Raw genomic sequence first — 15,551 nt, 5'->3', positions numbered from 1 at the left:
CCCGCGGCTGCGGGATCAAGAACGGGTCGCGGTCGGCGGGCTCGAGGGGTTGCTCGGGCAGGCGGGCGGGGATGGCGGCCAGCGCGAGCGATTGGCCCGGCGCGGCGGTGCGCGCCGCGGTGGGCGTCGATGGCCGCGGTGCGGGCGCAGTGGCAGCGACGACTGGAGGATCGGCGGGGGCGAGCATGGCCCAGACGCTGGCCACGGCGCTCAGGCCCAGCGCCCAGCGCAAGCCGGGGCGCAGGCCCTTGGCGGTTACGGCAACGGAGGTCGAAGTGCGCTTGAACATCGATGCGCTTTCAGCGACGGGGCGTGGCCGCGGAGGCCGATGGCGCCGACGGAGCAGGCGACTTGGCTGTTGCCGAAGCGGCGACAGCGCTGGAAGCAGGCGCGGACGTCGGCGATGCGGCGATCGATGCGGGCACTGCTCCGATCGGGCGCGCCGATGCGGAGTCAGCCAGCGGTCGACTCAGCCACGTGGCGACGACGCGCGCTTCCAGGTCACCACCGACGGGCGCGGTCATCGCGCGCGCCGCGTTCATGCCATTCATGGCATTCATCGGCGCGAAGCCGCCCGCCGGATTCGGGGCGGCGCCGGCGGCACGCCGCAACGAGATCTGCTGCAGCACTGCCTGCTGCGCATCGCGCGTGAGCAGCTCGGCGAGGACGGTCTTGATCGCGGCGTAGCTGCCGCGCAGGTTGACGTCCAGGCTCATGCGTCCGAGCGTGGTGGCGGTTGGCGCTTGTTGAGCGGTGGAGATCGAGGTGACGAGCACGGATTGCGATTCGGCCGCCTCGCGCAGATGCGTGACGGCGCGAGCGGACGACTGCGTCAGCGGCAGGCGCGCGGCGAACGGCGACGCATCGGCGGCCGGCGCGGTGGCGGCCTTGGCGCGCAACGCGGCCAGCTCGGTGCGTGTGGCCTGCTCATGCGCGAGCGAGAGGTGCTCGGCCTGGCGCGCGACGATCAGCAGCGCGCCAGCGAGTAGCGGCGGCACGAGCGCGATGGCAACCCACACGGCGGTCGGCGCATGCGAGAGACGCTGCTTGAGCACGGCGGGTTCTGTCAGCGCGCGCCAGTTGATCGAGGTCAGGCGCATGACGGAACAGACGCTGAGACAAGAACGGAACGAAGAAATCCGGCCGGGACTGCTGCCGAATGCATAGTGCTGCGCCGGTCTAAGCGACCGAGCTCCGGACGCGCGAGTGGCGCCTCGGCACGCCGATGGCGCGCCAGGTGGTGATGCTCATGTGGTTCCTCCCCGATTCGCGACGCCGCAGGCACCGCGCGGCCTCGATGTTTTATGGCCGGCGCGTGACTCTATCGCGAGCACATGGCGGAGATGAACCGCGAGGTGCGAAAGCAACTAGAGGATTGTCCTAAGGATGGCTCGTGTGCATCCAAACGCAGGATGCTTGCTTCAATGATTCACGGTTAATCGCACTCGGGCTTCGACGTGTCATCTATGCGTCGCCGTAGCTTTCGAATTTCATCAATCAACTGCTGAACCGTTTGCCGAGCTGCTGCAATGAAGTCCTGATCCGCCACGGTCGCACCACTGAGCTCGATATCAGTCCCGCGCAAAGTACCATTGCCGGTCTTGATGAAACTGTTGCCAGATTCATGGTCCCGCCCTTCTAAATTAGATGCCCACGGACCACGTTGCGCTGCATCGGGCAGTCGTTCAAGAGCGGCCAGATCATCCTCTGTCATTTTCAGGTCTCTCCTGCAGCACATTTGGATTCGTCAACGCAACCGCCTGATATCACTAGCGTCGGCCTGAAGGAGCTTTGTTTGTTCAAAACTTAACATCGTCGTCGGCAACAACAGGCCGTCCGACCAAAACCGCCAGTTCAGCCACGTACTGCTTGATATGCAGCTTCTGTCGAACTTTGACCGCTTCAGACTTAATGGCAGTTCAGCCGGGAGTTCAAGCGCTACTTCGGCGCCACGCCGGTGAATGCGGTGGCGAGGTTGAGGGCGTTCAGTACGGCGCTGAACTGAGCGCTGGGATCATCAAAGCGCTGGGAAGCGCGGTCAGATCATTCACATTGGATTCGCCTGGAGGTCAAAACAGCGTACGAAAGCGGCGAAATCCTCTTCTGTCACTCCAATGCGTAGGCGGCATTTCACTCGTTCTGTGCGTCATGAGTTAACGCATTGACACAGAGAACGCATATCTATGAAGAAATCACCCAATATATTACAAGGAGCACAAAAATCCATGACGCAGCAATGCGCATACTCCATTTTAGGTGGTTTCCTACGTCACGTGCACGGGCGGCCAAGCCAGGGGGAATATCAAGCGGATAAGCCCCTCCTTTTAATTGACGATAAAGATTCATTTCATAGCCATTAAATCCCTCCTTGCCGGGCTGGTCAAGCTCATCGGCTCGGCCCTGCGCAATTGCAATATCTCGCCCAATGGATTTGAAAATAAATATCACCCAAACTACATAAAAAACTACAGGGACCCCTGCAACGAATGCAATTATCAGTGGATTTATCATCTCAACATCTATTCCTCTTGTTGCCTAATATGACTGCCGGTTGGGGTAAATGAATTTACCTTGACTGTGACTCCAATTGCAATATTGGGTGGGTTGACTCCCAACGAGAAGTTCTTTGGCCCTCTGCCGGCAAGACCAAATCCTGCGGACACGCCTGCGGTTTTGGGACCTACAGCAACTGCGGCCCCTGCCGTTACTCCCCCTATTCCGCCAGTGCCAACTCCCGAGCTGGCTTTGAGTGTTAATCCTTCAATGCTTCCAATTTTCCATTGATGCTCTCCGCCAACTTGTAGGTATGCGCCGGGCGTCGATCTGACTCCCGCAAATATGGTTCCCAGATCATTGTTGTCATAAAGCGACAGCGAATAGCTTCCCTCGATATTTCCTAGTACGAGCGTGCCTTTTACCGAATCTGATTGCGCAGCTATATCGCTTACTTTCATATTTGCAAGATTTGCGACTCCTGAAACTGCGGCTGACTTCGCTCCAATACGAGCATCGTCAAACAACTTCTGCAAACCGGCCGCCGCGGGCGCGATCCATTGGTATGCCGGTGCGTTGGCCCCGCTAAAGGCATCCACATCGGCCCGACCATCGGGATCAAGCACCTTATAAGGATTCAGTTTTGCATATGCATAGCGCCCAAACCCACCTCCGGAGTCGGATTCCACTGCATTTGGGTCTATCGAGAGAAATCGCGAAGCCAAAGGATCGTAATACCTCTGCTCCATATACACGAGATCCGTCTCCGAATCCTGCACATGCCCGGTGAAGCCGATGACGCTGGTGGCCTTGCTCGGTTTGGTGCCAGCCGCCGGGAAGCCGTAGGGCTCGAACCTCGTCCGGTTGAGCAGCGCCCCTGCCGCGCTCGAATGCGCCACCGGACTGCCCAACGCGTCGGTGTGCGGGTACTGCGTCACCCCGCCCGTCACCTCGGCGATCTGCTTGCCCGCCAGGTAGACATACATCGTCTCCGACTGCTTGCGCCCACCGATGCAGGTGCTGGCCGACAGCGTGCCGCTCACGCAGCTGTAGTTCGGCGTCGCGTTGCTGGCGGTCGTCTTCGTGCAAGTGCTGCCGCTAAGCGAGTCTCCCGCGTTGCACGCCCATGCGCTCACCGAGGCGCCGTAGGTGGTGGACGCCGTGTGCGTGCAGGTGCTGCCGCTCAGGCTGTCGCCCGCATTGCAGACGTAGCTCGGCGTCGCGCCATAGGTGCTCGTGCCGTACTGCGAGCAGGTCGTCCCGCTCAGCGAATCCGCGCCGTTGCACGCCCAGCGCGCAATGGATGCACCGTAGTTCGAGGGGATCAGGCAGCTGCTGCCCGACACCGTGCCGGTTGAGCAGCTGTAGCTCGAGATCGAGGCGGCCTGCGTGCTCGTGGTGACGCACTGGCTGCCGCTGAGCGAGCCGCCGCTGGGGCAGGCGTAGCTTGTCACGTTGGCGGCGTAGTAACACGCCAGGTTCCTGCCGCCCGTGCGCGCCGACGTCAGGAACTGCAGCGGATAGGCGCTGTTGGCGAGCCGGCAGCGGTCGTCGTCCGTCTCGTCGTTGCCGATGATGGCCTTGCCGATGCACTCGTGGTTCGCGTTGGGCGAGCCCAGGCCCGCGCAGGTGTAGCCCTGCGGCGTGGCCGCGATCGAGGTCGTGCGCGAGCAGGTCGTGCCGCTCAGCGAGTACCCGCCCGGGCAGGCATACACCGGCGTGGCCGCCACGCTGGCGACGTGCGAGCAGGTGCTGCCGCTCAGGCTGTCGCCTGCATTGCACGCGTACACCGGGCTGGCGCCGTAGGTATTGGCCACGTACGTGTGCGAGCAGGTGCTGCCGCTCAGGCTGTCGCCTGCATTGCACGACCAGCTCGCCACCGAAGCGCCGTAGTTGCTTGTGTCCACATGCGTGCAGGTCGTGCCGCTCAGGCTGTCGCCCGCATTGCAGACATAGCCGTTGGCCGTGGCGCCGTAGGTGCTCGTCGTCAGGCACTGGCTACCTGAGAGCGTGCCGCTGGCGCAGCTGTAGCTCGCGATGGTCGCGGGCACGTCCGGCTGCACCTCGTCGGCCGCGCCCCACAGCAGCTGCCCGCCCTGGCCGTAGACCTGCACGCGCGTGGAGCCGTCGTTGTTGCGGATCCAGGTGCGCCGTCCGTGGCCGTCGTACTGGTAGGTGCCGCCCCGGTTGGAAGTCCCCATCCGGTTGCCCAGATCGAACCCGTAGGACTGGTCTCCCTTGCTGAGGATGTTGCCGCGCTCGTCGTACTGGTACTGGTACAGCGCGCCGTTGGTCATGACGGTCGCGAGCCGATTGCGCCCGTCGTAGCCCATGCTGCTGGCGCGCGCACCCACCGTGGCCGAGGTGATGTTGTCCACCGCGTCGTAGGTGTAGCTCGCGTTGCCCCACACGCCCGGCGCGTTGGCTGAGGTGAGTCGGTCCAGCGCGTCGTAGCCCATGCTGCGGTTGAACACGCCTTCCTGCTGGTCCGCGATGGCGGCGACGTTGCCGTTCTCGTCGTAGCTGTACTGGTCCTGCAGCACGCCCGCGTCGCGGTTCACCAGCGGCAGCCCGCGCTTGTTCTGCGTCAGCGTGTGCGCGATGCCGTTGCCAAGCGTGTAGCCGGCCACGGCGCCGTTGGGGTGGTAGCTCACGCCGGCGGCGTAGCTTCCCGCAGTGGTCGCTTCACCCAGGCCGTTGGGGGTGTACCCCACCGCCGAGCCATTGGGATAGACCAGCGAGGCCAGGTCCCCGGCGCTGTTGTGGTTCCACGCGAAGCTGAACTGGCGACCGCTGAAGTTCAGGATCTCGCTGCTGAGCTGGCGCAGCTCGTTGTAGCCGTAGACCCAGGTCGAGCCGTTGCTGACGATGGACTCCAGCTTGGCGTCGGGCGTGTAGGTCCGCGTGATGCCCGGGCTGCCGTCTCCGTAGGTCGTCGTGAGCAACTGGCCGATGGCGTCGTAGCCGTAGGTGATCTTCGCGGTGGCGGGCACGCTGGCCGTGTCGCAGGTCGTCGTGAGCGGCAAGGCCTGACCCGGGGCGCGCCATGCGACGTTGCCCGCCAGGTCGTAGTCCTGCACCGTCGCGCCGACCTCCGGTTCCACCGTTTTGCACAGGCGCTGGCCCGCGTCGTAGACGTAGGAACGCGTCACCCCGCCGCGCGTGATGCTCGTGGGTTTGCCGAAGACGTCGCGCGCGATGCTGACCTGCACGCCTAGCGGTGCCTCGATGGTCTGGATGCTCGCCTCGTCGGGCTTGTCCAGCGCCCACATGGTCTGCGTCGTCTGGAAGCCGCGCGGGTTGGTGACCCGGGTCTTGAAGCCGGTGAGGTACTCCGTCTTCGTGCTCAGCGCGGTGACGTCGCTCAGCTCGCTGTCGGCGTCCACTTGCGTGGGACGGCCGATGGCGTCGTAGGTCGTGCGTTTGCCCGCCGGGCGCAGCGCCACGCTGGTGATGTCGCGCTGCGGATAACTCTCGTAGGTGACACGGTTCTGCGTGTCGAAGGCCTTGATCACGACCTTGCGGGTGTTGGCCTCGTCGCTCGCGTCCCAGGTGCGGCTCATCACCGGACGCCACATCGCGTCGAAGTAGGTCACCGTGCGCGCGTTGCCCTTGCTCACCGACTGGCGCCAGTGGCCCGCCGGGATGCCGTACTCGTCGGTCGGCACGCCGAGGAAGGTCACCGTCGTGCCGGTAAAGCCGCTGGGCGGCGTGATGCTCGCCAGCCGCCCCATCGCGTCGTAGCCGAAGCTCGACGAATACCCAGCGGCGTCGGTGTAGCTGGTCACCAGGCCGATGTTGTTGACGACCCCGCTTTCATTCCCGCCGTTGGGGTAATGCACGCTCTGCGCGACGCCGCGCTTGTAGTTGCTGAAGGTGGCGGTGTTGCCCGCGGCGTCCGACTTCGTGGCGACGGTGCCGTCGGCGTTGTAGGTCTGCGAGCCCTTGACAATGCCGAAGGCGCGGTTCGTCGTGGGGCGCGCCATCGTGTCGAAGTCGGTGGACTGGACCGAATAGCCGCCGGAGGTGACCTCGGCGACCTGGCCTCGCACCCACAGCGCCGTGTTGTCGTAGTAGGTCGTGGCTTCGGAGCGTGTGCCGCCCGGCCCGGTACGGGTCAGCGCCACGGGCCGAGCGTTGGCGTCGAAAGCATCGACCTGGTTCGTGAACGTCGCGCCGTCGCGCGTGATGACCGTCGTCTTGGTGGGTTTGTTGAGGGGTCCGTTCCAGTCGGCGAACTGCGCGTAGCTGATGCCGAAGGATTCGGGGAAGGCCTGGCCCGATCCGCCCTTCTGGTACGTCGTGACGCTGATCTGCTTGGCGCCGGTGCCGCCGTCCCAGCCGCTGACGACGTAGCGCAGCAGCCCCTGGTCGTCCTGGTACCGGTTGCCGAAGACCTGCCGCGTGCGCGTGCCGTCGGGGTTGGTGATGTCGGTGTTGCTGCAGCCGCTGGCGCAGGGCCAGTTGCCGACGGTGCCGTAGTCGTAGGTCCAGGCCTGCGTGGTGAGCCCGGCGCCGGTGATGACCTTGTTGCTCAGCCCGATGACCGCGCGCGTGGGCATCACGTCGTAGCGCGCCACGCCGCTGGAGATGTTGCAGAAGGCCTGCAGGTCGGCGTACCCCAGCAGGAAGTACTTCATCGTGAACGACGCCGTCGCTCCCGAAGGGTGCGTGATGCTGCCGGTGAAGACGTCGGCGCGCATGTAGTCCGAACCGTCCGGACACGCCGTGTCCGGCCCCGCGTGCAGCCCCAGGTTATCGGACGGCATCAGGCCGCCGAGCTGGTATCCCCACTGCGTGCCGTCGGGCAGCGTGACCGAGGTGAGGCCGCGTCCCGTGTAGCCGTAGGTGTACGTGCGTGTGCCGTCGGTGGCCGAGACCGCGTGGCCGCCCGAGTTGGTGACCATGATGGATCGCCCGTCGCTCGATTGGATGGCCGTCAGCTTCTCGGGATCCGCCGGGTCGTAGGTGTACGTGACCCAGTTGCCGAAGCGGTCGGTGACCTTGGTGGCCATCAGGTACATGTCCTGGCGGCGGAACGCGTTCTGGCCGATCTTGATGGAGTCGACCTCGCGCACGGCCATCCAGTCGAAGTCGTAGCGCACGCCCGAGGTGGAGATCGCGTAGAAACCTTCGCCGCTGCCATTCTTGATGGAGGCCAGACACCCGACCTGCCACTGCTGCTTGGTGACGATGGGATAAGGACCGCCGGTGGTGGGCGCGTCGGCGTAATCCGCGCTGCGCTTGAGCAGTTCCTGCTTGCCCGCGCCCGGCACGTCCAGGTAGGTGCCGTGCCAGTAGTCGTTGTCGAAAGCGGTCTGGCCGCCGACGAAGACCTCGCCGGGGCGCCAGAACGCGCTGCAGCGCGTGGTGTCGCTGTGCACGCCGTTGGCATAACCCGTCCAGCCGACGGTCCTGCTGAACGACCCGCCGATGCGCGGCGTCTTCCACTCCCATTGACCGAGCGGGAAATCGTAGGCGTAGGTGGTCGTGCGCCGTCCCACGGCGAGGCCTCGCGTCAGGCGCACCGGCAGCTCGTTGTTGCCCTTGAGATCCAGGTCCGTCTGCTCGAAGGCGAGGCTGCCGTCAAACAGACTGACCTTGTCGCCGAACATGTCCTCGCCGTAGGGCTTGATGCTGTTCTGCGCGACCGGCACCAGCTGCTTGAGGTAGTCGGCGTCCATCGCCCGCGCGGGCACCGACGTCAAGACAGCGGCGCACAGCGCCGCCACGGCCTGCAGGCCGAATCGAATCTTCATGAGGTCCTCCCGATCCGCGACCCCGGGGCGGGGTGCGAGCCGTCTTTCTTGTGTTTTGCCTGTTGATCGCGTGAAGCCCGACGCCGTGTCGGCGACGCGCTTCCGCGATGGCGCGTCGATGCTAGGTTCGAGGCATTTGCAATTCGGTTCGGGTTTGCACTGCGACCTCGCACCGGTGTGCGATAGGCGCCTGAATGCCTTCGAATCCGTCGGCATTCCGTTAAGGTCTTGATTCACAACCACCCGTTGAGCCACGCCCCGGCTTCACTCGTCCGCTGCCCCCACCCCGCAACCGTCCCTTACACTCGCCGCGCAACGACAACGCTATCCCCTTCATGAAGAGCACCAAGTCCGCCCGCACGCCGCCCTCGAAGGTGACGCTGGGCATGGTCGCCGAAGTCAGCGGGGTCTCGCCGAGCACCGTCTCGCGCATCCTCAACGGCACCGCCGTCGTCAGCCAGGAGAAGAAGGACGCCGTCGACCGCGCGATCGCGGACCTCGGCTTCGTCCCGAATCCGATCGCTCGCGTGCTGGCCGGCGGACGCTCGCTGAGCGTCGGCGTGGTGACCCAGGCGATCGACAGCCCGTATTACGGCGTCGCGCTGCGCGGCATCGAAGAGGTGCTCGACGCCGCCGGGTATGTGCCGCTGTTCGCCAGCGGCCACTGGAACGCCAAGGAAGAGCAGCGCTGCATCGACACGCTGCGCGCGCGTCGCGTCGACGGGATCATCGTGCTCACCGGCCGGCTCAGCGACGAGTCGCTGCGCAAGCTCGCGAAGGAACTGCCGGTCGTCGTCACCGGCCGGACGTTGAAGGCGCCCAGCCTGTATGCGCTGAACTTCAACGACTTCGAAGGCGCGCGGCTCGCCACGCATCACCTGCTCACGCAGGGGCATCGCAAGATCGCGTTCATCACCGGCGATCCGGTCCACCCCGATGCGCAGGAGCGGCTGAAGGGTTACCGCGCCGCGTTGGAGGCGGCCGGTGTGAAGTACAAGCCGGCGCTGGTGCTGCCGGGCTTGTTCCAGGAAGACAGCGGCGTGATGGCCGTGGAGCGCCTGATCGACAGCCGCGAGCCGTTCACCGCGATCTTCGCGGCGAACGACCAGATGGCGTTCGGCGCCTCGCTGGCGCTGTATCGGCGCGGGCTGCGCGTGCCCGAAGACGTCTCCATCGTCGGCTTCGACGATCTGGCCGGCGCGGCGCATTGCATTCCGCCGCTCACGACTATCCACCAGGCCGGCCTCGAGCTCGGCCGATGCGCCGCGCAGGCGCTGCTGGATCTGCTGGGCAACAAGAATCCCACCGCCCAGCTCCCCGAGCCGCGGCTGATCATCCGGTCGTCGACACGCTCGCTCTGACGCGGAGTGCCCTGTCGAAGTCCTCAGTAGCAAAACCGTGGAAGTGCGGTGGTGATGGGGGACGGCTGTGCGTGGGGTTTGGACGCTTGCCGTCCGGGCCCCACGCACAGGCGGCCGACGCCCTGGTCGAGGCAGGCAAGCCACATCCCTAGCGATAACCCTGGTACGGTCACGCTGTCCCGTTCGATATCATGAAAGCGCTTTCATAAACAGAACGACGACGGAGACAGACAGCATGCGGCAGTGGGCACGATGCCTATGGGCGATGGCATTGACCTTGGGCGTGGCCCAGGCGGGGTCAGGCGTTGCCGCGCAGACCGCAGCGCCGGCCGCGGCCTCTGCGACTGCCACCACCACGCTGACCGTCGCCGCCTTCCCCGCCATCGACGAGATCGTCCGCAGCGCCCTCCCCGCCTGGAAGGAACTGCATCCCGACGTCGAGGTGAAGATCGTGAGCCGCGAGCTCAACGACCACCACACCGCGATGACGACGGCACTGTCGACCGCCAAGGGCCTGCCCGACGTGATGGCGCTGGAGATCGGTTATCTCGGCCGCTTCGCGCAGGGCACCGGGCTCGAGGACCTCTCCGGCCCGCCCTACAACCTGAGCGCCGACAAGTCGCGCTTCGTCGCCTACGCCTTCGACCAGGCCACCACGCCCAAGGGCGCGGTGCTCGCCGTGCCCACCGACATCGGCCCGGGCGCCCTGCTCTACCGCACCGACCTGCTGGCCAAGGCCGGGCTCAAGGAATCCGACCTGACCGGCAGTTGGGAAGGCTACGTCGCCGCCGGCGTGAAGATCAAGGCCGCGACCGGCGCCTACCTGATGGCCCATGCCCGCGACATGAAGGACATCCTCATCCGCACCGGCCTGGAGCCCGGCGAGGGCCTGTTCTTCGACAAGGACTCGCGCCCGCTGGTGAGCACGCCGCGCTTCGTCCGCGCCTTCGAGCTCGCCCGCGCCGTGCGCCGCCAGCAGCTCGACGCCAAGGTCATCGCCTGGTCCTCCGACTGGTCCGAAGGCTTCAAGCGCGGCGGCATCGCCACGCAGATGTCGGGCGCCTGGCTGGCCGGCCACCTGAACACCTGGCTCGCGCCCAGCACCCGCGGCAAGTGGCGCTCGGCGCAGCTCCCCGAGGGCGCCTTCGCGGCCTACGGCGGCACCTTCTTCGCCATCGCCCGCCACGGCGACGCGGCCCGCAAGCCGATGGCCTACGAGTTCATCCGGTTCATGACGATGAACCGCACGCAGCAGCTCGCGGCCTTCAAGGCGCAGGATGCCTTCCCCGCGCTGATCGCCGCGCAGACCGATGCCTTCTACGACCTGCCGCTGCCCTTCCTCGGCGGCCAGCAGGCCCGCCGCGACTGGCGCGAGGCCGCCGACCACATCCGCGCCTTCCCCGTGCACAAGCAGGACAACTTCGCCAAGGAAGTGATCGACACCGAACTCGACAAGGTGCTCGACCGCGGCAAGGACATCCCCACCGCCCTGGCCGACGCCCAGCGTCTGCTGCTGCTGCGCGCGCACCGCTGACCCGGAACCACGACGATGAGCTTCCGCCTCCCCCAGGCCCTGCGCCTCTCGCCACGCTACGCACCCTACGCGCTGCTGGCCCCGTTCCTGCTGCTGTTCGTGGTCTTCGGGCTGTTCCCGCTGCTGTTCTCGCTCTACCTGGCCTTCCACAGCTGGGAGCCCACCAGCGGTCTGGGCGCGATGCACTGGGTCGGCCTGGACAACTTCGCCTTCGCGCTCCAGGACGAATGGTTCTGGAAATCGCTGCGCAACACCGGCTGGCTCGCGGTCGCCTCGGGCGTGCCGCAGCACCTGGTCGCCATCCCGCTCGCCACCTTCCTGCACATCGCCTTCAAGCGCTGGCGCAACCCGATGGTCGGCGCGTACTTCCTGCCCTACATCACCTCGTCGGTCGCGATCGCGATCCTGTTCAGCTCGCTGTTCTCGACCGACTACGGCCTGATCAACCTCGCCATCGCCACGCTGCGCGAGATCCCGCTGCTCGGCCACCTGGTGCCGCAGGCCGCCGTCGACTGGCTCAACGACCCCGACGCGCTCAAGCCCGCCATCTCGATGATCGTGTTCTGGCGCTACGTCGGCTTCAACGTCGTGCTCTACCTGGCCGCGCTGCAGACCATCCCGCCCGACCTCTACGAGGCCGCGACCATGGACGGCGCCAGCCGCCTGCAGCAGTTCTTCCACATCACCCTGCCCAGCCTGCGGCCCATGATCTTCTTCGGCGTGACGCTGAGCGTCATCGGCGGGCTGCAGCTGTTCGAGGAACCCTTCATCCTCACCGGCGGCAAGGGCGGCTCCGACCAGGCCGGCATGAGCGCCGCCGTCTACCTCTACCGCAACGCGTTCGACTTCAACGACTTCGGCGCCGCCAGCGCGATGTCGTGGTTGCTGTTCTTCATCGTGGCCGGGCTGACCTGGCTCACCAACCGCGCCTTCCGGCGCAAGGACGACTGAGGCCCCCATGAGCGTCACTCGCACCAGCCGGACCACGCGCACACTGCCATGAGCACCACGATGCACGCCCCTCTCGACGCTGCCGCGCCCCACGCCGCGCAGCCGCCGCGCATGACGACCTGGTCGGCCTACCTGCTGGTTGGCGCCGGCGCGCTGATCATGCTGGCACCGTTCTATTTCATGTTCGTCTTCGCGACGCACTCGCGCACCGAGATCTTCAGCCTGCCGCCGCCGATGTGGTTCGGCGACGACTTCCTCGCCAACGTCGACATCCTGACCAAGCGCCTGCCCTTCTGGCGCAACCTCGGCCTGAGCCTGTACGTCGGCATCTGCAACACCGGCCTGACGCTGCTGTTCTGCTCGATGGGCGGCTACGCCTTCGCGATGTACGAGTTCCGCTTCAAGAAGGCGCTGTTCGGACTGGTCATGGGCACCATGCTGCTGCCCAGCTTCATGAACATGATCCCCAGCTTCATGATCATGGACCTGCTCGGCTGGATCGATCAGCCGCGCGCGCTCTACATCCCCGGCGCGGCCAGCGCCTTCGGCATCTTCCTGATGCGCCAGTTCATCGGCTCCGCGGTGCCGCGCGAGCTGGTCGAGGCCGCCCGCATGGACGGCTGCGGGGAACTGGGCATCTACGCCCGCATCGTGCTGCCGCTGCTCAAGCCGGCGCTGGGCACGCTGGGGCTGATCACCTTCATCGCCTCCTGGAACAACTTCATCGGGCCGCTGGTCGTCATGCGCTCGCCCGACATGTACACGCTGCCGCTGGCGCTGCGATCGCTGCAGAGCCCGGTGGACACCGAATGGGGCGCGCTGATGGCCGGATCCGCCATCGCGACGCTGCCGTTGATCGTGCTCTTCGTCCTGTGCTCGCGGCAGCTCATCTCGGGCCTGACCGTCGGCGCGGTGAAGTGACGCCCGACGTCCGCGCCCTCTCCTCCCACACCTAGAACAACACCCTCGATGTCATCTTCAACGCCTGCCTCCTCCACGCTGCCGACGGCCGCCGCCAAGGACTTCCCCGCCGACTTCGTCTGGGGCGTCGCCACGAGCGCCTTCCAGATCGAAGGCGCGCACGACGCCGACGGCAAGGGGCCGTCGATCTGGGACACCTTCTGCCGCCAGCCCGGCGTGATCGCCGACGCCAGCAACGGCGACGTCGCCTGCGAGCACTACCAGCGCTGGGAAGAGGACCTCGACCTGATCAAGAGCCTGGGCGTCGACGCCTACCGCTTCTCGGTGTCCTGGCCGCGCGTGATGCCCACGGGCCAGGGCGACTGGAACGAAGCCGGCCTCGCGTTCTACGAGAAGCTCGTGGACGGCATGCTGGCGCGCGGTCTGAAGCCCTATCTCACGCTGAACCACTGGGACCTGCCGCAGGCGCTGCAGGACATCGGCGGCTGGGGCAACCGCGTCACGACCGAACGCTTCGTCGAGTACGCCGTCGGCATCGCCAAACGGCTGGGTGCCAAGGTCGCCTCCATCGCCACGCACAACGAGCCCTGGGTGGTCGCGCAGCTCGGCCATGAGTCCGGCGTCTTCGCGCCCGGCATCAAGGACCGCCGCATCGCCGCGCAGGTCTCGCACCACCTGCTGCTGAGCCACGGCCTGGCGATCACCGCGATGCGCGCGCTCAAGCTGAAGGCCTCGCTCGGCATCGTGCTGAACATGGCGCCGATGTACCCGGCGACGGAGTCCGACGCCGACCGCACCGCCGCGCGCCTCGAGGACGGCAAGCTGCGCCGCTGGTACATGGACCCGCTCTTCGAGGGCCGTTATCCGCAGGACGTGCTGGACTACCTGGGCCACGACGCGCCCTACGTCGAGGCCGGCGACATGGCGAAGATCCAGGTGCCCATCGACTTCGTCGGCATCAACTACTACTCGCGCGGCATGATCAGCGCGGCCGGTCCGGTCGACAACAAGACCAGCGGGCTGGAGCTGACCGACATGGGTTGGGAGGTCTATCCGCAAGGGCTGACCGATCTGCTGGTGTCGATCAAGCAGGACTACCCCGGTGCCAAGCGCCTGTACGTGACGGAGAACGGCGGCGCCTTCCCCGATCCGGTCGGCACCGACGGCCAGGTGCACGACGCCGACCGCACCCGCTACCTCGACACGCACATCGCCGCCGTCGGCGACGCGATCGCGCAGGGCGTGCCCATGGGCGGCTACATGGTGTGGAGCCTGCTGGACAACTTCGAATGGGCGTCCGGCTACGCGAAGCGCTTCGGCATCGTGCACGTCGACTATGCGACGCAGCAGCGCACGCCGAAGGACAGCGCGCTCGCGTACCGGGACTTTGTGTTGCAACAGGTATCGCAGCGGCAGGCCGCGCGACAGGGCTGATCGGGAGACCGTCATGGGACAAGTCACGCTGCGCGGCATCCGCAAGCGCTACGGCGATCACGAGGTGATCCAGGGCATCGACCTCGACGTGCGGGACGGCGAGTTCATGGTCTTCGTCGGCCCCTCGGGCTGCGGCAAGAGCACGACGCTGCGCATGATCGCGGGCCTGGAAGAGATCTCCGGCGGCGACCTGCTGATCGACGGGAACCGCGCCAACGAGCTGCGGCCCGCCGACCGCGGCGCGGCGATGGTGTTCCAGAGCTACGCGCTCTACCCGCACATGACGGTGGCGGAGAACATGGGCTTCGCGCTGAAGATGGCCGGCATCGGCCGGTCCGAACGCGACGAGCAGGTGCGCCGCACCGCCGAGATCCTGCGCATCACCGACCTGCTGCAGCGCACGCCCAAGCAGCTGTCCGGCGGCCAGCGCCAGCGCGTGGCCATCGGCCGCGCGATCGTGCGCAAGCCCAAGGTCTTCCTGTTCGACGAGCCGCTCTCCAACCTGGACGCCGCGCTGCGCGTGGACATGCGCATCGAGCTGACGCGGCTGCATCAGCAGCTGGGCACGACCATGATCTACGTCACCCACGACCAGGTCGAGGCGATGACGATGGGCGACCGCATCGCCGTGTTCAACAAGGGCCGGATCGAGCAGCTCGGCGCGCCCATGGACCTCTACCGCCATCCGGCCAACGAGTTCGTCGCGAGCTTCCTCGGCGCGCCCAAGATCAACTTCATCGCGCGTCCGACGTCCGACGCGCCCGGCGCGGCCCGTCGCCTGTGGGATGCGCTCGGCGGCGCATCGCGTCCCGCGGCGAACCGCCTCGGCCTGCGGCCCGAGCACCTGCTTCTGGGGACAAGCCACGACGAGGGCGCGGTGCCCGCGACCGTCGTGCTCGCCGAGCATCTCGGCGACACCTCCATCCTGCATCTGCGCGTCGACGGCATCGCCGACCTGCTCACCGCCAAGCTCCCCGCGAGCGCGGCGTCGCTCCACGACGGCGACACCGTCCGCCTGATCGCCACCGCCGACCACGCACTGGCTTTCGACGCCGAAGCGCGCGCGCTCGAACCGCGCGCCGCCGTCCCCGTCGCGGC

Annotated in this window: 10 protein-coding genes and 1 pseudogene; 6 read left to right on the top strand and 5 right to left on the bottom strand. The window is 66.4% G+C overall.

Annotated features, from left to right (window positions below; genetic code table 11):
* The 5 genes and pseudogenes from VF536_RS19715 to VF536_RS19695 all read right to left on the bottom strand — a co-directional run.
* Positions 1-289: pseudogene (locus VF536_RS19715) on the bottom strand (hypothetical protein); the annotation flags it as partial.
* Between the two features lie 10 nt (positions 290-299).
* A complete protein-coding gene (locus VF536_RS19710; protein ID WP_331616573.1) occupies positions 300-1,100 on the bottom strand; it encodes a GspMb/PilO family protein in 801 nt (266 codons plus the stop codon).
* A gap of 335 nt (positions 1,101-1,435) precedes the next feature.
* Positions 1,436-1,714: a hypothetical protein gene (locus VF536_RS19705; protein ID WP_331616572.1), complete on the bottom strand. Its 279-nt coding sequence runs from the start codon at positions 1,712-1,714 to the stop codon at positions 1,436-1,438.
* A 467-nt stretch (positions 1,715-2,181) separates the two neighbouring features.
* On the bottom strand, positions 2,182-2,511 hold the full coding sequence (locus VF536_RS19700) for a hypothetical protein (protein WP_331616571.1): 330 nt from the start codon (positions 2,509-2,511) through the stop codon (positions 2,182-2,184).
* An 8-nt stretch (positions 2,512-2,519) separates the two neighbouring features.
* Complete coding sequence (locus tag VF536_RS19695) at positions 2,520-8,252, bottom strand: RHS repeat-associated core domain-containing protein (protein ID WP_331616570.1); 5,733 nt, start codon at positions 8,250-8,252, stop codon at positions 2,520-2,522.
* Between the two features lie 335 nt (positions 8,253-8,587).
* Between VF536_RS19695 and VF536_RS19690 the strand changes: the two genes are divergently transcribed.
* The 6 genes from VF536_RS19690 to VF536_RS19665 form a co-directional block, all read left to right on the top strand.
* Positions 8,588-9,613, top strand: coding sequence for a LacI family DNA-binding transcriptional regulator (locus VF536_RS19690; RefSeq protein ID WP_088408519.1), 1,026 nt, complete (start codon positions 8,588-8,590; stop codon positions 9,611-9,613).
* Between the two features lie 265 nt (positions 9,614-9,878).
* Entirely contained in the window at positions 9,879-11,147 is a 1,269-nt protein-coding gene (locus VF536_RS19685) for an extracellular solute-binding protein (RefSeq protein ID WP_331616569.1), read from the top strand.
* 15 nt (positions 11,148-11,162) lie between these two features.
* Positions 11,163-12,098, top strand: coding sequence for a sugar ABC transporter permease (locus VF536_RS19680; RefSeq protein ID WP_331616568.1), 936 nt, complete (start codon positions 11,163-11,165; stop codon positions 12,096-12,098).
* A 48-nt stretch (positions 12,099-12,146) separates the two neighbouring features.
* On the top strand, positions 12,147-13,019 hold the full coding sequence (locus VF536_RS19675) for a carbohydrate ABC transporter permease (RefSeq protein WP_331616567.1): 873 nt from the start codon (positions 12,147-12,149) through the stop codon (positions 13,017-13,019).
* Between the two features lie 48 nt (positions 13,020-13,067).
* Positions 13,068-14,453 (top strand): GH1 family beta-glucosidase, encoded by a 1,386-nt coding sequence (locus tag VF536_RS19670; protein ID WP_331616566.1) that lies wholly within the window; start codon positions 13,068-13,070, stop codon positions 14,451-14,453.
* Between the two features lie 13 nt (positions 14,454-14,466).
* On the top strand, positions 14,467-15,551 hold a 1,085-nt coding region (locus VF536_RS19665; protein WP_331616565.1), incomplete at its 3' end, for an ABC transporter ATP-binding protein.

It is taken from the genome of Roseateles sp., assembly GCF_036486225.1.
GTDB lineage: Bacteria > Pseudomonadota > Gammaproteobacteria > Burkholderiales > Burkholderiaceae_C > Roseateles.
This window is presented reverse-complemented; position numbering and strand designations above follow the sequence as displayed.

What these genes read in the sequence shown, in the direction of transcription:
- VF536_RS19700 (WP_331616571.1), bottom strand. Translation starts at nt 2,511, where the DNA reads ATGATAAATCCACTGATAATTGCATTCGTTGCAGGGGTCCCTGTAGTT.
- VF536_RS19695 (WP_331616570.1), bottom strand. Translation starts at nt 8,252, where the DNA reads ATGAAGATTCGATTCGGCCTGCAGGCCGTGGCGGCGCTGTGCGCCGCT.
- VF536_RS19710 (WP_331616573.1), bottom strand. Translation starts at nt 1,100, where the DNA reads ATGCGCCTGACCTCGATCAACTGGCGCGCGCTGACAGAACCCGCCGTG.
- VF536_RS19675 (WP_331616567.1), top strand. Translation starts at nt 12,147, where the DNA reads ATGAGCACCACGATGCACGCCCCTCTCGACGCTGCCGCGCCCCACGCC.
- VF536_RS19705 (WP_331616572.1), bottom strand. Translation starts at nt 1,714, where the DNA reads ATGACAGAGGATGATCTGGCCGCTCTTGAACGACTGCCCGATGCAGCG.
- VF536_RS19670 (WP_331616566.1), top strand. Translation starts at nt 13,068, where the DNA reads ATGTCATCTTCAACGCCTGCCTCCTCCACGCTGCCGACGGCCGCCGCC.
- VF536_RS19690 (WP_088408519.1), top strand. Translation starts at nt 8,588, where the DNA reads ATGAAGAGCACCAAGTCCGCCCGCACGCCGCCCTCGAAGGTGACGCTG.
- VF536_RS19680 (WP_331616568.1), top strand. Translation starts at nt 11,163, where the DNA reads ATGAGCTTCCGCCTCCCCCAGGCCCTGCGCCTCTCGCCACGCTACGCA.
- VF536_RS19685 (WP_331616569.1), top strand. Translation starts at nt 9,879, where the DNA reads ATGGCATTGACCTTGGGCGTGGCCCAGGCGGGGTCAGGCGTTGCCGCG.